Below are 22599 nucleotides of genomic sequence, written 5' to 3' on the forward strand. Positions count from 1 at the left end.
CCGTGCATCTACGCCGGCGCGATCGTCGAGCCTGACTGCAAGCCGTCATCACTGGTGACGACCACGCAGCTGCCCGCGGTGGTCATCTGGCCGACCTGATCGCGCCACCGCGCCACCGCCTCCGCCAGCGCGCCGACGGGCAGGCGCAGGAGCTCGCGCATCCGCTTGCTCGTGGCCTGCCACACCCACCCGCTCTGACCGTCGGGAATGATCTCGACCCGGTGCACCCCGCCACCGGTCGACTCCGGATACCGGATCTCCGCCCACCACAGCGGCGGACTCGTCAGCCGGGCACGCGGATGCTCGGCGTCGATGTCGGGCAATCGGTCGTTCCGGGGCGCGGCCTGGGCCCAGGCCAGCAGCGCGGCGGCGTCGATCGGCTCCTTGCCACGCCGCCCGACCAGCCGCACCATCCGCACCGCGTCCGCGCCGTCGGGAACGGCGCCCGATTGCACCCCGCTGTCGACGAGGTCGACCGCTGCGCCGGCGATCTGCATCCCGGCCGCCAGCACCGCCAGCTCGCCAGCATCGTGCACCCGCTCGGCCAGCAGCAGCACACCGCCGTCGGTGAGCGCGGCGACCGACGGGGCGAGCAGCGCGGCGACCGCCTCCGCTGCTTGGCTCGACCAGCCGGCCCGTACCGCAGCCGGCGCATCGACCGCGTCGCCGATGATGTCCCGCGGCCACAGCCCCCGCTGATTGGCCAGCACGCGGGTGATCACGACCTGGTCCACCGTGCCGCCGAGGGCGGCGGTGTCCAGGTCGCTCAGACCGCCGCGGGATGGCCGCACCCGGTCGGCCACGCCCAGCCGGTGCGCGAGCGCAGAGGTCACCGCGGCGGCAGCCGGATGCGGCTCCACCGCGACGACCTCCATCTCCGGCCGCAGCGCCGCGTAGCCGCAGGCGAGCAGCCCGGCGCCGGCTCCGATGTCCAGCAGCCGCTGCGCGGGCGGCGCGTGCTCGGCCCACCACGGCAGCCAGGCGTGCACGAAGCGGGCATCCTCGGCGTCGCGGTAGCCGAGCAGCGCCCGCTCCGGGGTCGCCCACAGCGCCGCGCATCTCTGCTCCACGAACGCCGCCACCTGGCGTTCGTAGGCGTCCAGCTCCTCCGGGGAGGCGTCCTCCGGCGGCTTGTGCACCCCGTGCATTGCCGCGCGGAGCGCGCGCGCCAGTTCCGGATCGGCGGCCACCTGGCTGTGCCACTGGTCGGCGGTCGGCGGTCGGCGAGGTACGCCGGCGGTCTCCAACCATCGGGTGGCCTGCCGCATCGGCGACATCGGGGCCGACGCTGCGGCGGCATTCGGCGGCCGCCGTCGAATCTGCTGGCCCCGCTTCTTGCTCATGTGGCACTGCCCCCGTCCCGTGCGGCGGCCAGTATGTCCGCCGACCGTAGTGAAACGGCTACAGCGCGTAGAGACGCGGTGTTTCGGGCCCGGAAGATCCGTGCGGGGGATCACGACACCCAACCGAGGGACGCCGCGGCAGCTCGACGGTCCTTGACGGCGGGCGGAGACCGCTGGACCGTTCTTCCGAGACCGGGGAGGTCGCCATGAGGGGTTGACCGCGGCGGGCGGTACGCAGTTGCCCGATGGCCCATCCGGTCACGGTCAACGAACCGAGCCGCTCCTGGCCCGGGTATGCCGACCGCTCGCCGTTCACAGGGTGTAGCGCGGGCCGTCCGTCACGACCTCTGCTGCGTCGCGCCGCGGCGGGGTCGGTCACCGATTGAGGGCCGGCGGGGTCTCCGATGAGCCTGCGCCGTTCCACCGACCGCAAGACCGCCAACCTGGTCTCCCCCAACGGCAAGACTCCCAAGATCGCCAACAGTTTCGGGCTTCCCGCCGGCCGCGCGTACAGCTGCCCCGGCGCGACCGCGACCTGCCAGCGCGTCTGCTACGCGGGCAGGCTTGAGCATGGCAAGGGGGTGCGTGAGTTCGTCGCCCGCAACCTCGACCAGCTCATCGAGCAGGACCGAGCAGGCATGGCCGAACTGCTGGCCGAGATGCTCACCGACTTCCGGACCGACTGCGAGCGCGCCCGCAGCAAGGGTGCGACCGTGCCGCTCGCCTTCCGCATCCACTGGGACGGGGACTTTTTCTCTCTGCCCTATGCGCAGGCCTGGGCCGACGTCATCGGCGCCAACCCCGACATCCGGTTCTGGGTCTACACGCGCAGCTTCGACCCCGCGACCCTCGATGTCCTGCCCGCGCTGGGCGGCCTGCCGAACCTCACCGTGTATCTGTCGGTCGACCCGGACAACATCGCGGCCGCCGAACAGGCCAGGCGACGCCATCCCTGGGTCGGCTGGGCCTATCTGGCCGAGACGTTCACCGCCGGCCGGGAGGTTCTGGCCGACCAACCGGGCAAGCGGTATCCGTGTCCGGAGAACGGTGGCCGCATCCCTCTGATTTCGGGCAAGGGCTCCGCCTGCATCCGCTGCGGAATCTGCCCCAGCGGGCGCGGGGACGTCATTTTCTCGATCAGCAAGAGATGAGCGTGATCTGCGGCCGAGCCCCGTCCTCGCGCCGGTGTGAGGGGCCACACCTGGCGCCGGGCAAGCCGCCAGGCCGTCCACCGTTGGCAGTCCCGACGACACCCCGGCCGGACTAGGGGAAACGGCCGGTCCTGTACCAAGTGACAGTCGGTGTGTTCTGATGCACGGACTGTCATAGCAAGGAGTTCAACGGGGATGACGGGGGACGACGCCCTCAGCGGCGCCGCCGGTGGCTTGCTGCAGGTACTTCGCCCGGGTGCGGTGCTGCGCGGCCTGGCCGGCCCGGAGCCGGTCACCATCGTGGCCGTCGATCGGCTCACCGACGACGCGGCGAACGTGGCCTACCGCACCGAGTCCGGCGCGCTCGCCGAGCGGATGGTCTTCGCCGACCAGCTGCCCGGGCTGAGCCCGGTGCAGGCGGGTGCGGCGTTCTCCTTCGCCGGCGACCCCGCCTCGTTCAAGCTCGCCGCCGAGGCCCGCCGGATGCGCTTGGCCTACCTGTTCGACCCGCAGGCGGCGTTGGGCACCTCGGACGTGGACCCGCTGCCGCACCAGCTGCGCGCCGTCTACGAGGAGATGCTGCCGCGGCACCCGCTGCGCTACGTCCTCGCCGACGACCCGGGCGCCGGCAAGACCATCATGGCCGGGCTGCTGGTCAAGGAGCTGCTGATCCGCGGCGACGCCCAGAACGTCATGGTCGTGGCTCCCGGCTCGCTGGTCGACCAGTGGGGCGACGAGATGCGGGACAAGTTCGGCCTGGACTTCACCCAGCTGACTAAGGACCAGATCGAGCAGGGCGGCAACCCGTTCGCCCGCGGCGGCCTGTGGCTGGCCCGCTTGGACGTCCTGGCCCGCAACAACGACGCGATCCTGGACAAGGCCTGCGAGGTCGACTGGGACCTGGTCATCTTCGACGAGGCGCACAAGCTGTCCGCCACCGTCTTCGGCGGCGAGGTCAAGAAGACCAAGCGTTACCAGCTGGGCGAGCGGCTGGGTGCGGCCCGCAACACCCTGCTGATGACGGCGACGCCGCACTCGGGCAAGGAGGAGCAGTTCCAGCTGTTCCTGGCGCTGCTCGACGCCGACCGGTTCGAGGGCGTCGTGCGCGAGGGAACCCGCCGCGTCGACGTCTCCGACCTGATGCGCCGGCTGGTGAAGGAGGAGCTGCTCCGCTTCGACGGCACGAGGCTGTTTCCCGAGCGCCGCTCCTACACCGTCCAGTACCCGCTGTCGGACGCTGAGGCGGCGCTCTACGCCGCGGTCACCGACTACGTGCGCGACCAGATGAACCTGGCCGACCGTCTGCAGGACCAGGACAACCGCCGTCGCGTCGCCGTCGGGTTCGCCCTCACCACCCTGCAGCGCCGGCTGGCCTCCAGCCCGGCCGCGATTCACCGCTCGCTGGAGCGCCGCCTACACCGGCTGCAGAGCGAACTCCGCGAGGCTCGCCTGGGCCTCGCGACCAGGCCCGTGAACCTCGAGGTCGACGCCGATAACGTCGACGAGCTCACCGACGAGGAGCGCGAGGCGCTGGAGGACACCGCCGTCTCCACCGCCACCGCGGCCGCCTCGATCCCGGAGCTGGAGACCGAGATCGCCGCGCTGAGGCTGCTGGAGGAGCAGGCCCGGGCGATCCGCAACTCCGGCTCCTACTCCAAGTGGAACCGGCTGCGCGAGACCCTCGACGACGCCGCGCCGATGCGGGATGACTCCGGCGCCCGCCGCAAGGTCATCATCTTCACCGAGCACAAGGACACCCTCGACGACCTCACCGCGCGGCTGCGCAACCACCTCGGCCGCGACGACGCGGTGGTGACCATTCACGGCGGCACCCGCCGCGAGGACCGCAGGAAGGCCCAGGAGACCTTCCGCACCGGCGCCAGCTGCGTGTTCCTGGTCGCCACCGACGCCGCCGGCGAAGGCGTCAACCTGCAGAACGCCCACCTGCTGATCAACTACGACCTGCCGTGGAACCCCAACCGCATCGAGCAGCGGTTCGGCCGGGTGCACCGCATCGGCCAGCACGAGGTCTGCCACATGTGGTCCCTCGTGGCGAAGGACACCCGCGAGGGCGACGTCTACGCCCGGCTGCTGGAGAAGCTCGAGCAGCAGCGCAGCGCCCTGGGCGGGCGCGTCTACGACGTGCTCGGCCAGGTCTTCGAGGGCACCTCCCTGCGGGACCTGATGATCCAGGCCGTCCGGGACGGCGACGCCCCCGAGACCCGGGCGCGGCTGTTCGAGGTCGTCGACGCGCACGTCGGCGACGGCATCCGGGACCTCCTCGCCGCCGACCAGCTCGTGCCCACCGCGCTCACCGGCAGCGACATCGAGCAGGTGCGCCGGGAGATGGACCGCGCGGAGGCGGCCCGGCTGCAGCCGCACCACGTCGAGGCCTTCTTCGCCAACGCCTTCGCCGACCTCGGCGGCAGCCTGCGCGTTCGCGAGCAGCACCGCTACGAGATCCGGTCGGTGCCCGCGGCGATCAAGGACCAGGACCGGATCATCGGCCGGGGCACGCCGGTCGTCGGCGCCTACTCCCGCGTCGCCTTCGACCGCGCCCACGTGCGGGTTGAGGGCCATGCCGCGGACGCGACCCTCATGCACCCGGGGCACCCGCTGATGGCCGCGGTGCTCTCGCTGATCGGCGACCGGCACGGCGACACGCTTCGCCACGGCGCTGTGCTGGTCGAACGGCACGACGCGGCCGTGGACCCGTACGTCGTCTGCCTGCTCGAGCACGAGGTCACCGACGGCCGCGCCGACGCGACAGGTCAGCTGCAGGTCATCTCCCGGCGCGTTCAGTACGTCCGGCTCGACCCCGACGGGACCGTCAGCCCGATCACCCAGACGCCGATCCCGAACCTCGACCCGCCCACCGATGAGGAGCGCGACGCCGCCCAAGACGTCCTCAAGCAGCCGTGGTGCCAGGCCAGCGACCTGGACCGGCGCATGGTCGCCTACGCCTCGGCAACCGTCGCCCGGGCACACGTGGAGGCAGTCACCGCTGTCACCCAGGAGCGGGTCGACAAGACCAAGCGCCTGGTGCGCGAGCGTCTTCAGCGCGAGATCAACTACTGGGACCGCCGCGCCGGCGAAATCCGCGAGAACGAGCGCGCCGGCAAGCGCAGCCGCCTTCCCGCCGATCAGGCCCAAGCGCGCGCCGAAGAGCTCGCACGCCGCCTGGATCGGCGCATCCGCGAGCTCGACCTCGAGGGCGCCGTCGCGGCGACCCCGCCGCGGGTGACCGGTGCGGCCCTCGTCATCCCGCAGGGCTGGATCGACTCCCTCACCGACCCGGAAGGCGCACGAGCGCGAGCCCGGGAAACCCAGCGAATCGAGCGGATCGCCGTCGACGTGGTGCTTGCCATCGAGGCCGCACTCGGCCACCGAACCGTCGAGATGGCGCACAACAACCCCGGCTACGACATCGAGTCCGACACCCCGGATGGCCTCGATTTCATTGAGGTCAAGGGCCGCGTCGAGGGTGAGAACACGTTCGTCCTCACCCGACAGGAGGCAGTGACCGCGCTCAACAAGCGCCGGCACAGCGTCCTCGCCCTAGTTCGCGTTCACGCGGACGACACCACCACGGTCAGGTACGTGCGAGAGCCGATCACCGAACCGATCCAGCCGTGGCAAACCGCCGTGGAAGCCGACTGGAACTACTTCTGGAACCGCGGAACGGAGATGGCCCCGCAGTGAGCAAGACCTGCGAGCGTCGGAAACTCATCGAAGTCGCCCTGCCGTTGGATGAAATCAATGCGGCGTGCAAGGCGGACAAGGGGCGGGCGCACGGGACGATCAAGAACCTGCATAAGTGGTTTGCGCCAATGCCCCTGCCGGCATGGCGTGCACTGCTTTTTGCTGCTTTGGTTGATGACCCGGAAGACGATGAGAGGCGCGCCTATCTGCTCGACGTAATCAAGCGCCTGGTGGCGAATGGGGCCGATGTTCCGGATAGGGATGCGGTCGACGAAGCGCGAGAGATTATCGCCACTCAGTTTCCTTCCGGCGCCCCACTTGTGATGGATCCATTCTGCGGTGGGGGATCCACGCTCGTCGAAGGCCAGCGCCTGGGTCTGTCGACGTATGGCACTGATCTGAACCCGGTGCCCGCACTGGTCAGCCGTACCTTGACAGAACTGCTGCCCCCAGTTTACGGACGGCAACCTCTGCACCCCGCCTCTATGGATTCACACGACCGGGTAGGGCGCGGCGGCACCGTCGCCAGGAGCGAGATGGCGCTCGTGCCGTCAGTGGTCAACAGCAAGCGCTATGCAGGATTCGACGGTGTTGTGTGCGATGTTATGCACTATGCGGAGCGCATTCGCGATGACGCGTGGGAACTCCTGAAGGAACACTATCCACAAGCCGCGGACGAACAGATCGTTGCATGGCTTTGGGCGCGGACCGCGACCTGTCCTAATCCGGCGTGCAAGACTGAGACCATTCTTACGACATCCTGGTGGTTGTCGAAGAAGAACAACGACCTGGCGTGGATTCAGCCGCGCGTCCAAGACGGCGTGGTGCACCTTGATGTCGTGACAGGCCAGCGAGCCGGCGAGGCGCCCGCGGCGCCGAAGTCGCCGAGAGGTGCCACTTTCCAGTGCCTCGCGTGCTCAAGTCCTATCGGCGAGGAAGATCTGAACAAGCAGGTCGCGGATGGAGGACTCGGCCTCCGAATGACCGCCGTTGTGATCGAGAAGAGTGGGCGTCGGACGTATCGGGCGGCGACACCTCAAGACGTGGATGCGATCGCCGGCATCGACCTGCGCGACTTCGATTCTCCGGTCAATGTCCCAGCGGCTGATGGTGGCTCGCGAAATCGGTTCGGGCTGGATACGCAGGCGGACCTCTACACGCAACGACAGTTGCTTTCACTGGCGACGCTCAGCAACCTTGTCGCGGTCGCGCATGACCGAGTGCTGCTGGATGGTGGCACGCAGGCTTGGGCGGATGCCGTGACGACCGTGCTCGGGCTAGGTGTTGGTCGCCTTGCTCAGTTCGCGTCGTCGCAGGCTCGTTGGACCGTGAGAGACAACGTCTCATCCTTCGAAGGGGCCTTTCCTAGAAACGATCTCCCCATGACCTGGGATTTTTATGAGATCAACGTGTTCGGGGACGCAGGTCCTAGCTGGATTCAGACTTTCGTGTCGACAACCCGTTCTCTGAAGAATGTCGTCCCAGATGGTGATGGTCGGGTTGTCCTGGCGGATGCTCGGACGGTCATTGCGCCGCAGCCCGCACTCGTGGCAACGGATCCTCCCTACTTTGATGCAATCGGGTACGCCGACCTGTCGGACTATTTTTATGTGTGGCATCGCAGGGCGCTTCGAAAGGTCCATCCCGACCTCTACGCAACTATTGCAGCCCCCAAAGTCGGCGAACTGACCGCTATGCCGGCGCACCACGGAAACAGCAGGTCGGCGGCGCAGTCCTACTTCATTGAAGGTTTTACTGAGACTTTCAAGAACCTTCAAGAATCACTGGCAAACGAACTGCCGATGATCGTCGTCTACGCTTCGAGGGAACAGAAGGGAGGGGCCGACGAGGAGACTCGTTGGTCCTCCATCCTTACAGCAATGGTGCAGGCGGATCTGGAGATCACAGGCACCTGGCCAATCCTCGGTACGACCGATCGACGCATGGTGGGGCAGGGGGCGAACGCAGTCGCGACATACGTTGCGATGGTCTGTCGCCCGCGTTCGAATGCGGCCGGTACTTGTTCGCTGGCTGATTTCAACCGAGCACTACGTCGAGAACTTAGGCCCGCGGTACACGACTTCCAGGCTGCTGGCATCTTGCCTGTCGATCTTGCGCAGGCGGCGATGGGGCCCGGTATGCAGGTCTACTCCCGCTATCGTGAGGTACTGGATCAATCCGGTAAGCGGGTATCGGTCAAGCAAGCGCTTGGCCTAATCAACGCCGCGCTTGGGGAAGTCCTAGACGAGCAAGAGGGGGAACTTGACCCCTTTTCACGCTTCGCCGTGGCCTGGTGGGAGCGGTATGGCTGGGAGGCGGCGCCCTTCGGTCAAGCGGATCAGCTAGCGCGTCCGCAAGGAATCTCCGTTGACGATGTCGTTCGAGCAGGGGTAGCTGCGTACCCACGCCCAGGGTTTGTGGGTGCTGAGGGAGCTGAGTCCCTTGATCGGGAGTGGAAGCCCTCCAGTGACAGGCGGCCCACTGCTTGGGAGGCGGTCCATCACCTCGCCGATCGGCTCATCAATGGTGGCGGGGCGCTAGAGGCCGGACGGCTCATGAGTGAGCTAGGGACTTTGCGTGACCCGGCTCAAGCGCTCGTTTATCGGCTCCATTCGATCGCGGCGAAGAAGGGCTGGACGAAGGACCAAGAGCGGTACAACGCGCTGATCGGGAGCTGGTCGGACCTGCTCGCGGTCGCGGCGACGGAGAAGGACGGACTCTTCTGATGGCTGGGCTCTCGAATAAGGAGCGTGTCGGGCGGGTGCTCGACACCGTCGCGGCGGGACTTGGGCCGTGGATGATTGACCTGCTCACGCGGAAGTACGGAGAGACCTGGCAGGCCCAGGTCCGCGCCGCCGCCGGCGCAACACCGCGGGAGTTCGGCGACAACATCGACGACCCGTCCTACTTGTTCTGGGTTCTTGACAAGCAGTGGAACAGCCTGTTTCGCAACCACGCCTCCCACGAGGAACGGCGGTGTGTATCCGCGCTGTGGGACGCCCGCAACATGTGGGCGCACAAGGGCGCGGCCCGGTTCTCCGACGAGCAGACTGAGCGCGTCCTCTCCGACGGGGAGCACCTGCTCCGGCGCGTGGGTGCGGTTGCTCGGGCCGACGAGGTGGACGAGCTACGGCGTGAACTGCGACGCATCCGATTTGAGAAGGACCAGCAGCAGTACCAGGCGGCCGCCGAGCGCCAGCTGAGCGTCCGACTCAACACTGGAGGGTTGCCGGCCTGGCGCGACGTCGTCGAACCGCACGACGACGTCGCGCACGGCACCTTTCAGCTGGCCCAGTTCGCCGCGGACCTGCGGCAGGTCGCGGCCGGTATCGCTCGCCCTGAGTACGGCGACCCGGTGCAGTTCTTCGAGCGGACCTACATCACCCGTGGCCTGCGGTACCTACTGTCGCAGACGCTGCAGCGCCTCAACGGCGTCGGCGGTGAACCGGTCATCGACCTGATGACCACCTTCGGTGGCGGCAAGACGCACTCCGAGATCGCCGTGTACCACCTCGCCGGTGGCACGCCCGCGGAGTCGCTCCTGGGCATCGCTGAGATGTGCCAGCAGGCCGGCGTTGCCGGCATCCCGGCGGGGGTCAATCGCGCAGTCATCGTCGGCAACGACTTCTCTGTGCTTGGCACAGAGAAGTCCGACGGCACCGTCGTGAACACCATGTGGGGCGAGCTGGCCTGGCAGCTCGGCGGCAACAAGGCCTTCGCGGCCGTCGCCCGCTACGACAGCAACGGCGTTCCCCCGCCGACCACCGAGCTCGCCGATCTGCTCGCCGCCTATGCGCCGTGCGTCATCCTCATCGACGAGTGGGTCGCCTACCTGCGGCAGCTGTACTCCCGTGGTACCGAGCAGCCCTATCCGGCCGGCACCTTCGACGCGCACCAAACATTCGCGCAGTCACTCACCGAGGCGGTCAAGGCCGTCGACACCGCTCTGCTCGTTGTGTCCCTGCCCGCCTCGGACTCGGTGCGGGACATGGGCGACGGGCTCCTCGACAACACGCACGAGATTGGCGGCACCCCGGGTCTGGAGGCGCTGCGGTCTCTACGCTCGGTCATCCACCGGGTGGAGACCCCCTGGCAGCCGGCAACGGTCCAGGAGTCCTACGAGATTGTCCGCCGGCGCATCTTCAAGCCCCTCGTCGGCGACGGCGCCCGTGGCCGCGACCTGGTGGTGGCCAAGTTCGAGGACCACTACCGCAGGCATGGGGGCACCGTGCCAAGCGAGGTGCTGCAGCCGCAGTACCGCGACGTGATGAAGGCGGCCTACCCGATCCACCCGGAGCTGTTCGCCCGGCTCTACCAGGACTGGTCAACGCTGGAGCGCTTCCAGCGCACCCGCGGTGTCTTGCGCCTGATGGCCACTGTGGTCCACGCCCTGTGGGTGCGTGGTGACCAGTCGCCACTGATCATGCCTGCGTCCATCCCGCTGGAGGACACGAAGGTCTTCGAGGAGATCACCAGCCACCTCGACGACCCGTGGAAGCCGATCGTGGACGCCGACATCGCCGGCTTCGGATCTACCGCGGACGTGATCGACCGCGAGATCCCGCTGCTGGGCAAGACGATGGCCGCCAAGCGCGTCGCCCGGGTGGTGTTCCTCGGCACCGCCCCGAACGTCAGCAAGAGCGCCCGCAACGGCGACAACACCCCAATCCACGGCATCGAACAGAAGCGCGTCGTGCTGGGCGCGACCTATCCGAGCGACAACCCGGCGCACGTCGTCGACGCGCTGCGCCAGCTCGGTGATCGCGGCAAGTACATGAACCGCGACCACGACCGGTACTGGCTGTCCCTGCAGCAGACCGTCTCGCGGATGGTGCAGGAGCTCGCCGACGGTTACGACGTGACCGAGGTCCAGGCCGAGCTCATCGCCACGCTGCGCGAGGAGAACGACCGGGGCGTGTTTGCCCGCGTGCACCGGTTCCCCGAGGGCACCGCCGACGTCGACGATGAGCCGACGGCTGCGCTCGTCATCTTCGGTCTGGACCGCCCGCACACTAGGAAGGCGAACTCGGTGGCGGCCGATGCCGCCCGGGAGTTCCTGGCCCGGCGCGGCGGCCAGCCCCGCATGCACAAGAACGCGCTCGTGTTCCTCGCCCCGGACGTGGACCGGATCGATGCGCTGGACTCGAACCTGCGCCGCAAGATGGCGTGGGAGTCGGTGAAAAGGCGGGTCCGCGAGCTCAACCTCGACCAGCACAACATCAGCGTGGTTGAGAGCCGGCTCACGCAGGCCGTGCAGGCCGTGGCCGACACGATCCGCGAGACCTATAAGTGGATCATCGTGCCGTACCAGGATCTCGGCGCCAGCGACATCCAGCTGGAGCCGATCATCATGAACGGCACCGGCACGCTCGTCGAGCGGGTCACCAAGAAGGCGCAGTCCACCGAGTTCGTCCTGAACAGCTTCGCGCCGTCGCTGCTTCGCCAGCAGATCGACCGGCTCAAGCTATGGAAGAACGAGCCTCACATCCAGGTCGACACCCTCAGCGGGTACTTCACCCAGTACCTGTACATGCCGCGGGTCCGCGACCATGAAGTGATCCGCACCGCCGTCCGGCACATGGGCGAGGTGCTCCTGCCGGAGATGGACGGGTTGGCCTACGCCGACGGCTTTGAAGACGGGCGCTACCGCGGCCTGACGGTCGCCGAGCCGCCGAGCACCGTGAGCGGAACCGGACTCATCGTCGACCCCGCCGCGGCGCAGGCACAGATCGCCGAGGAACAGGTGGCCGTGCGTGCGGACGTCGCCTTTCCCGACGGGGTGGTGGTCGACGTCGACCAGCACGGGGCGGGCAGCCGGTCCACTGGTGGGCAAGCGCGTCCGGAAACCCCGGGGGTGGGCGCCTCCGTTGGCGGGCAGGGCGGTGTGTCTGTCGCGAAGGCCACGCGGTTTCACGCCACGAAGGCGCTCGATCCCAGCCGACCGGTCCGTGACGTGAGCGTCATCAGCGACGAGATCCTCACGCCGCTGTCGACCGCAAGCGCGCATGTCCGCATCACCATCGACATCGAGAGCGCCGATCTCGACAAGCTCAGCCCCGACCAGATCGCCGCGCTCAAGGAAAACCTGACCACCCTGGGCTTCGCGGACTGGAACGTCGAGTAGCTGACGAGGCGGCATGTCGAGGGGGCGGCCTGGGCGCGGAAGCCTGAGCCGCCCCCTTCGACATGCGACGGGTTGCGAGCTGGTGCCGTCCCGGACCGGGGGCGGCGCCGAGCTGCCGTAGGCTCGCGGCGTAGTGGGATCCGGCGCCTGACCACGGCGATAACCCCGAGGGAAACCCCGAGGACAACACCGATTGAAGGACTGATCCCCCCCGGGCCTCTAGCTCAACTGGCAGAGCAGCGGACTTTTAATCCGCGGGTTGTGGGTTCGATCCCCACGGGGCCCACCGTGCTGACCAGCGGGTTCTCCCGTCTGGTCCGTCTGCGGGGCATCGCCGGCGGCAGCAGTGGTCGCAGTGTGGTCGCCGGCTGCCGCGGCGGTGGTCGCGAAGGCCTGCTCGAGTGCGGCCGCCATGGCGTCCGACGCGGTGCGCGCGGTGTCCTCGGACAGGTGGCCGTAGGTGTCGACCGTGATGCCGATCGAGGAGTGCCGCAGCATCTTCGACACGATCGCCATCGGGACGCCGGCGGCGAGCATCAGCGACGCCGCGCCGTGGCGGAGGTCATGCAACCGGACCTGGCGCAGGCCCGCGGCCTTAGTCAGGGCGACGAAGCGACGGGTGACGTACTCCGGCCGCAGCGGGGCGCCGTTCTCCCGGGCGAACACCAGGTCGTGCGCCTCGTAGGCGTCGCCCCAGCCCTGCCGATCGAGGTCTTGGCCGAGTCGGACCTGCAGCAGCGCCTGGACGGCGCGCTCGGTCAGCGGCACGGTCGCCTCCGACGACCGGGTCTTGGGCGTCGAGAACTGCAGGCGGCCGCCGATGTCGACCACGGTCTGCCGGATCCGTGCGGTGCGGTTGGTGAGGTCCAGGTCGGACCACCGCAGGCCCAGCGCCTCACCGCGACGGAGACCGCAGGCGGCGATGACCTCGAACAGCGGGCCGAGGCGGTCGGTCTCGGCGTGCCGGAGAAACGCAGCGAGCTCGGCCGCGGACCACGGGCGCACCTCGGGCCGGGCACCGTTCGGCGGGGTGACGTTGCTCGCGACGTTGAACGGCAGCCGTCGGGTCCTCACGCCGTAGCTGAGCGCGGACCGGAGCGTCGCGTGGATCCGCCGGACGGTGACCGGCCCGCGGCCGTCCGCAGCGTCGACGAGCAGCTGCTCGACGTGCTCGGCGCGCAACTTCTCGATCGGGATGTGGCCGATGGCCGGGACTATGACGCGCTCGACGTGCGCTCGGTAGGAGCGGAGCGTTGTCGGTTTGGCCTCGCCGGCCTTCACCTGCAGCCAGCGGGCCAGGAAGGTCGCGACGGTCTCACGGTCGTCCACGCGCACGCCCTGGGCTGTGCGGTTGGCGATGTCGGCCAGTGCCCGGTTCGCCGCGGCCTTGGTCGGGAAGCCCCCGCGGCGCATGGTGCTGCGCTTGCCGGCGGTGGTCGGCATGTCCACGGCGAAGTACCAGGTGCCGTGCTTCCCGTCGGTGGCCAGCCGGGGGCACGTCTGCCCCAGCTGTTTGCCGGCTCTGTCGCGGCAGGAGCAGCGGCGGTAGACGCGGCCGCGGCGGTCGCCGTTCACCGGTCGCCTCGGGCGTAGTTGCGAACCAGCTCCTGGCTGAAGGGCTCGTGGTCCAGTTGTTGGTTGGGGAGCCGCAGGAGTCCGCGCGACCGGGCTTCCTTGAGCCAGCGGTGCGCGGTCGACTTCGGCACGTCGTTCGCCTCGGCCAGGTCGTGGGCCGGTCGGTTGCTGATCGTGGCCTGGGCCAGGTAGGCGTCGGCGACGCGGGCGTAGAACTCGTCGGGCTTCCGTCGGTCCTCTGGCACCTCGAGCTTGAGCTCGGGTGCGGGCATCGTCGGCGGAGAGGCTGGGGGGAGCGTCCACGCGGTCCGCGGTGAGAAGCCGTGCGTCTCGATCGTGTTCGCCGGCATCAGGAGCGGTCGAAGCTGGTCGCGGACGGAGTCGCGGTTGATCGCGGCCACCATGCGGCCGAAGGGCAGAGTGCGCAGCAGGGGGCTGTTCCAGCTGGTCCTGTCCCGGTGGGTGGCCAGGTGGAGCTCATAGATCTGCAGCGGAGACGTCGGCTCGACGTCGACGGGTCCGAAGCGGAGCTGGACCGCGAAGCCGGAGCGGTGCGTCGCGGGGGAGTGATAGGCCGCCCAGCCGGACGGGCCCTGAGGGTCGAACGTCAGGGCCTCTGAGCCGTCGAGACTGAGGGTCACCACGATCGGTGCCGGCTCGAGATCGCGGGTGTTCACGAGGCCGACCGTAGAACTGCCGTCCCACCCCGTCAACAACGGCAGAGATAGACGTCTACGTGTGCCGTTGTTGACGGATGGCATGGGTGTAACTACCGTCGGCAGCATTACGTCTACCGCTGCCGCCGTAGACGGTGAGGACCTGGTGAGCCGAGTCCGCGCCGCGCAGCTCCCTCCCGTAGCCGTGCGACGGAGCATCCGTCGCCGCGCCAACGCCTCCCTGCGCGACATGGGTCTCACGCTCGGGGTCAGCCCCATGACGGTCCTGCGCTGGGAGCACGGCACATCAGAGCCCCGGCTCGAGAACGCCATCGCCTACCGGCGACTGCTCGACGCCCTGCATGAGGCGACGAGATGAGCACCATGACCCGCGCCCAGCTCGCCGCGCTGCCGGCGACGGTTGACATCCCCACCGCGGCCCGGGCGTTGAGCATCGGCCGGACGCTCGCCTACCAGCTGGCCAGTTTCCCGTGCGTGTGCTGCGCCTCGGCGCCCGCTACCGCGTGGTCACCGGCGGCCCGGACGGGCTCCTGGCCGCCCTTGGCGTGACCCCGGGGGCTGACATTGAGCCCCCGATGGCTGCGGCGCCCATGCTGCGGCCGATCGCCGGCCCCTGACAGGAGGCGCTGGGGTCGCCACAACCCCAGCCGCCCCCGATCACCAACCCCCGACGACCCCGGGAGCCAAGCCCATGATGTCACCACCGACGAGGACCAACCTCGCCGAGCGCCTGCCCGACCGGAGACCCCGAGACGCTGGCTGTCCGACGCTGCGCATCGAGCTGGACCGGCACACCGCTCGGCTGCGCGGTCGCCGTGTCCTGCCGCTGTTGGACGAAGCCGGTGTCACCACTCGCATGTACGACCGCGGGCACGGGTGCTGGACGGTGCCGCTGACCGTCATCAGCGACGTGATCGGCGCCGCGGAGTTCCGGCAGGGGCGGTCTGTCACGGTCGTGGAGGCGGCCTCATGACCGCGCCGACGACTGACGCCGCCCGCGCCCTGCTCGGCGCTGCACTCCTGAGCGGCGTCCCGCAGGTGCTCGACCTCCTCCAGGACGGCGACCTCGCCGACGAGCGGCTGCGCGTGGTTGCCGGCGTCATCCGGGGGATGGGCGCCTCGGGCATCCCGGTCGACGCGGTCACGGTGCTCGCTCACGCCCGCGGCACCGGCACGGTCACCCGCCCGGCCGCGGTGCAGGGGTTGGCGGTGCTGCTGGCCGAGCTGATCGGCGAGTGCCCGAACCCGGCATCCGCACGCTGGTACGCGGCCGCCGTGCTCGAGGATGCGCTGCGCCGCCGCACGGCCGAGGCCGGCGAGCGGCTGACCCAGGCCGCCGAGGTGGAGAGCCTGGAGTCCCTCCTGAAACTGGTGGACCGTGAGTACCGCGCCGTGCGTGAACTCGCCGATCGCCGCACCGCCGCCGGCGAGGACCGACTCCGACTCCGGGCGGTGGGCGCGTGAACCAGGATCACGCCTTCGCCGAGATCGGCGACGGTTCGCCGGACGTGACGCCGTCGGCGGCGGAGAAGAAGTCCGTCGCCACGATGCTGGTGGAGATCGGCGAGGAGCTGTACGAGTTCGGCTTCAGCGACGCCGGAGAGACCTTCGGCGTGCCCCGCACCGGGCCGAAGGTGATCCGGATGCTGCGCGGCGGGAAGACGTCGCTGCGCCGGCAGCTGGCCCGCGAGTACTTCATCCGCACCGGCAAGGCCGCCCCGCAGCAGGCCCTGACCGACGCCCTGCTCGTGATCGAGGGCAAGGCCCAGGACGGCGACGAGCAGCCCATGGCGCTGCGCGTGGCAGGCCACGACGGCGCGCTGTGGCTGGACCTGGGCGACGCGACCGGACGGGCGGTGCGGATCACCGGCGACGGCTGGCAGGTGTGCGAGCAGGCGCCGATGCTGTTCAGGCGCACCGCGCTGAACGCCGAGCTGCCCGAGCCGGTGGCAGGTGGGGACCTGGCCGAGCTGTGGAACCTGCTCAACGTCGCCGAGGAAGACCAGCCCCTGCTGCTGGCCGCACTGGTCGCCGTCCTCGTCCCGGACATCCCGCACCCGGTGCTCGGGCTGTTCGGCGAGCAGGGCACCGGCAAGAGCACCGCGGCCAGGGTGCTCACCATGCTGCTCGACCCCTCCCCGGTGCCGCTGCGCAAGCCGCCGCGGGATGCCGACTCCTGGGTGACCGCGGCGGCCGGGTCCTGGGTGGTCGGCATGGACAACCTGTCGGAGATCCCCGACTGGCTGTCCGACTCCATGTGCCGGGCCGTCACCGGCGACGGCGACGTGCGCCGCCGGCTCTACACCGACGGCGACCTCGCCGTCTTCGCCTTCCGCCGCTGCCTGATCATCAACGGCATCGACCTCGGCGCCGTCCGCGGCGACCTGACCGAGCGGCTGCTGCCGATCCACCTGCGCACGATCGACGCCCGCCAGCGCCGCGAGGAACACGAGCTGTGGCCGGCCTGGCAGCAGACCCATCCCCGGCTGCTCGGCGCGCTCCTCGACCTTGCCGCGGGTGTGCTCGCCGCCCGGCCCTCCGTCCGTCTGGACAGCAAGCCCCGGATGGCCGACTTCGCCCGCATCCTCGCCGCCGTCGACTCCGTGCTCGGCACCAGCGGCCTCCAGAGCTACCTCGCCAAGCAAGGCCAGACCGCCGTCGACACCCTGACCGGCGACCGGTTCATCACCGCCATCGCCGCCATCTTCAGCGCCAGCACATTCCACGGCACGGCCGCCGAACTGCTCGCGCAGGTCCCCTGGACTGCCGAGAGCCGCCCGCCGAAGGGCTGGCCGACCGCCGCCCGCCAGGTCACCACCGTGCTCAGGAAGCAGGCGCCCACCATGCGCAAGGCCGGGTGGAGGATCGACGACGACCGGGGAGCCAACCACGACAAGGTGATTCGCTGGACGATCACTCCACCCGGTCCTGAGATGACCGGGAAAGCTGACCCGCAGCGCCCGCAACCCCCGCACCCCGACGCTGAACAGTACGAACACGACCAGGCCCGTGCGGGCCTCGCGGGGCACGCGGGGACCGCCGACGACGATCGGGATCTGACCCCCGCACCAGACCCGCACCCGGCAGGCGGCATCTCCGCAGGTCTGCTCGCCGCTGCGGGTCTCGCGGGTGTCGCGGGGATCGGTTCCGGGCGATCTCAGGGAGCTGAGAAGCGGACCGCACCCTGCGGCCACCCGGTCGAGGCGATCACCTCGGACACCGGCCGGTGCGGCATCTGCATCAGCGAGCGCCTCGCCGCTCGACGGACCGCCGTCTGCCGCACCTGCCAGCAACCCATCTACCCGGCCGCTGGCGACGTCCATCCCGGCTGCGAGATGGAGCAATCGGCATGACCACCACCATGGGACCCGATCGGCAGGCCGCAGGGCCCTCCGGCCTGCCCGATCGATGAACCCCGCGGACGAATTTCATGTGCTCACCGGGTGCTCACGTCAGGTGTCCCCGCTGCTCAGGGCCACGACAGGGGATCTGTAATCCCTGGCTCCACCTGTCACGGAAAGCCTGACCACTGACCGCCAGCCCATCTCGACTCCGCGCCCGCGCGAAAGGACCTGTCGCGAAAGTCCCACAACTACTCTTCGCCGCGGCTGGGCCAAGCAGCCAGCGGTCGCGAGTAGAACCCGAGGACACGCGGGAGCCTGGGGCGGGAGCTGCGCCTTTGTAGTCCCTCAGCAGCTCCCGGCCTGAGCGCACAAGGGATGCCGCGGTGTTGATGGTGCGGCGCTGACGTATCACGCCGGACTGCCCGGGCGCCGTGTAGCCGTCGTAACGAGGGTTGCTCAACTTGATGGAAGCTCGCGACACGGCGACCACCTGGGGCAAGGGCCCGTGACCGGGTGTCCTACCGTCAGGCCGCGGGTCGTCGGTCCGTTGCTATAGGACGCGGTCGTGATGCGGATGTACCCACTCCCGGGTTTCCGTTGCCCGACAGCGGAGGGCGGCTCAGGCAACGGAGGGATCATGACCTGGTACGACGCGTTCCTGACGGAGCTCGAGCCGATCACCTGGCGTCCCAAGCCTGGCGATGGACTTCCAGCGAGCATTGAGGCCGGTCAAGTCTTTGTGCAGGCGACGCAGTACGGACTGGAAGTAGCTGTGGCGTCCGCCGGGTCCAGGCCGACCAGCGCCGACATGCGCAAGACGTGGAAGGCGCGGCAGGCCAACCGCCCGTCGCCGGTCCTGCTCGCCGTCGGTTACCCCGGCCGGGGCGGCACTCTGGTGGCAGTCTGCGGCCCGGTCGGCGACGAGCCGCCGGTCACGCACGATCTGGAGCCCTCGCGTGTCGAGCGGCTCGCGGCGGCGGCGCTGGCCGAACCGTCGAGGCACGCGGCGGCCCGATGCCTGCTGCGCCTGCTCCCCGAGGTCGAGTCGGACCTCCCGGGCATCATCAACTCCGGCTTGCTGGCGACGCAGGAGATACGCGGCGGTGTGCCCCAGCGCAGCGACTGGTCTGCCGCGACGACGACCGGTCGCGCCTCGCTTAAGCGCCGGGGGAGGGACCTCATCAAGGCCCTCGGCTTCGCCGTCGACCAGCTGGGCGCGAACACCTCCGTACTGACCGCCGGCCGGGACCGTAGGGCCATCGCCGTCTTCCTCGACGAGGGGGAGACGTTCGAGGTTCCGGTGCCCCGGTTCGACGGCGTCTCACCGGTCGCGCACGCCCTGGCCGTCGCCGACCGCGAGCACCTGTCGTGGGTGGTGATGACGCGCGCGTCGGAAATCCGGCTGTACGCCGCCCGGCCGGACACCGGCGTCGGGCGTAAGGGCCGGACCGAGACCTTCGTCGAGGTGAACCTCGCGCTTCTGCCCGACGACCGGGCCGGCTACCTGCACTTGCTGTTCTCTGCGGATGCGCTCGCCCCGGCCGGGACGCTCGAGCAGATCCTGGCCTCATCTGCGGACTTCGCCGCGGACCTCGCCTACCGTCTACGGGACCGCGTCTACCGCGAGGCGGTTCCGGTCCTCGCCCGCGCCGTCGCGCAGCGGCTCGACCCGGACCCGGACGAGGAGACGCTCGCGCAGGCTTACGACCAGACCCTCAACATCCTGTTCCGGCTGCTGTTCGTCGCCTACGGCGAGGACAAGGGGCTTTTGCCCTACAACAGCAACAACCGCTACCGCGACCACAGCCTCAAGCGGCTCGCGCGCCTGGTGTCGGACGACATCAACGACGGCAGGCTGGTCTACGACGCACGGCAGACCGATTTGTGGGATGACGTGGTGCAGATCTGGGAGGCCATCCACCGCGGCAATAGAGGCTGGGGCGTGCCGGCCTACAACGGCGGGCTGTTCTCCTCTGCGCCCGAGGTCAACGCCGCCGGCGCGGCGCTGGCCAAGTTGCGGCTCGACAACTCGGAGTTCGGTCCGGCCCTCACTGCGTTGCTCGTCGACACCGGTGACGCCGACGTCGTCGGTCCCGTCGACTTCCGCAGCCTGTCGGTGCGCGAGTTCGGGACGATCTACGAGGGCCTCCTTGAATCAGCCTTGTCGGTCGCGCCGGCCGACCTCGCAGTGGATGCGAAGGGCAACTACGTTCCCGCGAGAGCGCACGAGCACGTCGAGGTCCCGGCTGGAGCCGTGTACCTGCACAACCAGTCCGGGGCGCGCAAGGCGACGGGGAGCTACTTCACCAAGCCGTTCGCCGTCGAGCACCTGCTGGACCACGCGCTCGAACCGGCGCTCGACGAGCACCTCGCCCGGATCACGCAGCACCTAGACGCCGGCGATGAAGCCGCCGCCGCGAGCGCGTTCTTCGACTTCCGGTGCGCCGACATCGCGATGGGGTCGGCGCACTTCTTGGTCGCCGCCGTGGACCGGATTGAAGCCAGGCTGTCGGCGTTCCTGGCGCTGAATCCGATCCCCGCGGTGACCGCCGAGCTGGAGACGCTGGCGACGGCGGCCTACGAGGCGCTGGGTGAGCTCAAGGACGGCGTCGAAATCGAGACGACCTCCCTGCTGCGCCGGCAGGTTGGGCGGCGGTGCATCTACGGCGTGGACCGCAACCCGATCGCGGTTGAGCTCGCGCGCCTGGCGATCTGGATCCACACGTTCGTGCCCGGTCTGCCGCTGTCGTTCCTCGACCACAACCTCACTGTCGGTGACAGCCTCACCGGCATTGCGACCGTCGATGAGGCGCTCGCCGAGCTCACCGGCGGCGGCACCGATGCACCGCAGACGCTCTTCCACGACCGGATCGTCGAGTTCCTCGCGCGCGCGTCGAAGGCGCTCAGACGGCTCGGCACCATCTCCGACGCCACCGTGGCCGACGTCAAGGAGGCCCGGCAAGTCCACCTTGAGGCAATCGACCAGGTCAAGCCGGCTACAGCCCTGTTCGATCTGCTCGTCGCTCACCGGCTCGGCAAGGCCGCCGTCCCGGTCGACGCCGACGAGGACACCGTCACCCGCGCCGCCGCCGTGACCAACGCCGCCGCAGTCGCGGCCGGCGCGCACGCGCTGCACTTCCCGGTCGCCTTCCCCGAGGTCTTCCTACGCGACCGCCCCGGCTTCGACTGCCTCCTGGGCAATCCGCCCTGGGAGGAGGCCACCGTTGAGGAGCTCGGCTTCTGGGCCGTCCGCTTCCCGGGCCTCAAGAGCCTGACTGCCGCCCAGCAGAAGGCCGAGATCAAGAGGCTGCGGGCCGCCCGGCCCGACCTGGTCGCCGAGTACGACGCGGCCCTCGCCGACGCCGAGCTGACCCGCGCCCTGCTTGTCCGCGGTCCCTACCCCGGCATGGGTACCGGGGACCCCGACCTCTACAAGGCGTTCGCCTGGCGGTTCTGGCAGACCCTGCGGACCGGGGGCGCCATCGGCATCGTCCTGCCGAGATCGGCGCTGGCCGCGAAGGGGTCGACACCCTGGAGGCAAACCGTGCTGTCCGAAGGTGCCTTCGCTGACACGACAATGCTGCTCAACACAGGTGGCTGGGTATTCGACGACGCCGAGCATCGCTACACCATCGGCCTCGTGACGATTCGGCGTGGCGCGCAGCACGCTGGCGAAGTGGCACTGCGCGGGCCCTTCTCTAGCCTCCAGCGGTTCCTCGACGGTGTACAACTGCCACCGGCGTCGTTCCCCGTCGAGGAATTCCTCGGCTGGTCGGACGGCGCGGCGTTTCCGCTCCTCCCGTCGCCGGAGGCCGTCACGGTGTTCCAGAAGCTCCGGGCACACCCGCGGCTCGACGCGCCGCGTCAAGACTGGCGAGCTCGACCGGCCACCGAATTCCACGCGACGAACGACAAGCCCTTTCTCATCCTCGACGAGAACGACGCGAACGACGACGCGTGGCCCGTGTTCAAGGGGGCTTCCTTTAACGTATGGGCCCCCGACACCGGCACCTACTACGCCTGGGCAGACCCCGAGGTGGTGACCAAGGAGCTGCAGCGCCGCCGCGTGCGCGGGCAACGCAGCGCCCGGTCGGCGTTCAGCGAGTTCACCGCGGACTGGGCGAAGGATCGCGACACGCTGCCGTGCTGGTACCCCCGGATCGCCTTCCGCGACATCGCTCGAGCAACTGACTCGCGCACTTTGATCACCTGCCTGATACGCGGCGAGCTCGTCCTCACCAACCAGGCGCCATACGTACTGTGGCCGAAGGGCGACGAGCGGGATGAGGCGTTCCTGCTCGGCGTGCTGAGTTCGATGCCGCTGGACTGGTACGCACGCCGCGTCGTCGAAACTCACGTGAACTTCCACGTCTTCAACGGCTTACCGATCCCGGACCCCGGACACGACGACCGGCACCGGCGGCGCGTCGAGGAGGTCGCCGGCCGGCTCGCCGCGGTCGACGACTGGTACACCGATTGGGCCGAAGCCGTCGGCGTGCCCGTCGGCCGTGTCACTCCTGAGGAACGCCCCGAGCTGCTCGCCGAACTCGACGCCGCGGTCGCCCACCTGTATGGGCTGGGCACGGACGACCTGCGGGTCATCTATGGCACCTTCCACGAGGGCGCCGACTACTCCGCCCACCGCGACCGGGTGCTCGCCCACCACGAGAAGCTGGCCTGACC

Annotated in this window: 11 protein-coding genes, 1 tRNA gene and 1 pseudogene; 10 read left to right on the forward strand and 3 right to left on the reverse strand. The window is 69.4% G+C overall.

Going from position 1 to position 22599, the window contains the following annotated elements; genetic code table 11:
- Window positions 1–8: 8 nt before the first annotated feature.
- Complete coding sequence (locus CHC04_RS00265; protein WP_141233658.1) at window positions 9–1343, reverse strand: SAM-dependent methyltransferase; 1335 nt, start codon at window positions 1341–1343, stop codon at window positions 9–11.
- A 404-nt stretch (window positions 1344–1747) separates the two neighbouring features.
- On the opposite strand from CHC04_RS00265, the gene CHC04_RS00270 reads away from it, so the two are divergent.
- The 5 genes from CHC04_RS00270 to CHC04_RS00290 all read left to right on the forward strand — a co-directional run bounded on the left by CHC04_RS00270 (window position 1748) and on the right by CHC04_RS00290 (window position 12606).
- Window positions 1748–2494, forward strand: coding sequence for a GP88 family protein (locus tag CHC04_RS00270; RefSeq protein ID WP_089401938.1), 747 nt, complete (start codon window positions 1748–1750; stop codon window positions 2492–2494).
- A gap of 195 nt (window positions 2495–2689) precedes the next feature.
- A complete protein-coding gene (locus CHC04_RS00275) occupies window positions 2690–6196 on the forward strand; it encodes a helicase-related protein (RefSeq protein WP_089401939.1) in 3507 nt (1168 codons plus the stop codon).
- Window positions 6193–8922, forward strand: coding sequence for a DUF1156 domain-containing protein (locus CHC04_RS00280; protein WP_176449777.1), 2730 nt, complete (start codon window positions 6193–6195; stop codon window positions 8920–8922). The genes CHC04_RS00275 and CHC04_RS00280 overlap by 4 nt, the downstream gene beginning before the upstream one ends.
- Before the next feature lie 35 nt (window positions 8923–8957).
- The gene (locus CHC04_RS00285) at window positions 8958–12320 is read left to right on the forward strand and encodes a DUF499 domain-containing protein (protein WP_176449778.1); all 3363 of its coding nucleotides are present in this window, start codon (window positions 8958–8960) and stop codon (window positions 12318–12320) included.
- A 213-nt stretch (window positions 12321–12533) separates the two neighbouring features.
- Window positions 12534–12606 (forward strand) — tRNA-Lys (locus CHC04_RS00290).
- A gap of 218 nt (window positions 12607–12824) precedes the next feature.
- Here CHC04_RS00290 and CHC04_RS25460 read toward each other — a convergent pair.
- Both CHC04_RS25460 and CHC04_RS00305 read right to left on the reverse strand, forming a co-directional pair.
- Window positions 12825–13763: pseudogene (locus CHC04_RS25460) on the reverse strand (tyrosine-type recombinase/integrase); the annotation flags it as partial.
- Between the two features lie 128 nt (window positions 13764–13891).
- Window positions 13892–14572 carry a hypothetical protein gene (locus CHC04_RS00305; RefSeq protein ID WP_089401943.1) on the reverse strand — a complete coding sequence of 227 codons (681 nt, stop codon included), beginning with the start codon at window positions 14570–14572 and terminating at the stop codon, window positions 13892–13894.
- Window positions 14573–14756: 184 nt separating this feature from the next.
- Here CHC04_RS00305 and CHC04_RS23820 point away from each other — a divergent pair, with 184 nt between their 5' ends.
- The 5 genes from CHC04_RS23820 to CHC04_RS00335 all read left to right on the forward strand — a co-directional run bounded on the left by CHC04_RS23820 (window position 14757) and on the right by CHC04_RS00335 (window position 22597).
- Complete coding sequence (locus CHC04_RS23820; protein WP_176449779.1) at window positions 14757–14930, forward strand: helix-turn-helix domain-containing protein; 174 nt, start codon at window positions 14757–14759, stop codon at window positions 14928–14930.
- Complete coding sequence (locus CHC04_RS00315) at window positions 14927–15121, forward strand: hypothetical protein (protein WP_217897115.1); 195 nt, start codon at window positions 14927–14929, stop codon at window positions 15119–15121. The genes CHC04_RS23820 and CHC04_RS00315 overlap by 4 nt, the downstream gene beginning before the upstream one ends.
- Before the next feature lie 420 nt (window positions 15122–15541).
- Window positions 15542–16036 (forward strand): DnaB-like helicase N-terminal domain-containing protein, encoded by a 495-nt coding sequence (locus CHC04_RS00325; protein ID WP_089401946.1) that lies wholly within the window; start codon window positions 15542–15544, stop codon window positions 16034–16036.
- Window positions 16033–17925 carry a hypothetical protein gene (locus CHC04_RS00330; protein WP_089401947.1) on the forward strand — a complete coding sequence of 631 codons (1893 nt, stop codon included), beginning with the start codon at window positions 16033–16035 and terminating at the stop codon, window positions 17923–17925. The genes CHC04_RS00325 and CHC04_RS00330 overlap by 4 nt, the downstream gene beginning before the upstream one ends.
- Window positions 17926–18553: 628 nt before the next feature.
- On the forward strand, window positions 18554–22597 hold the full coding sequence (locus CHC04_RS00335) for an Eco57I restriction-modification methylase domain-containing protein (protein ID WP_089401948.1): 4044 nt from the start codon (window positions 18554–18556) through the stop codon (window positions 22595–22597).
- Window positions 22598–22599: the final 2 nt, after the last annotated feature.

It is taken from the genome of Geodermatophilus saharensis (assembly GCF_900188205.1).
GTDB classification, from domain to species: Bacteria; Actinomycetota; Actinomycetes; order Mycobacteriales; family Geodermatophilaceae; genus Geodermatophilus; species Geodermatophilus saharensis.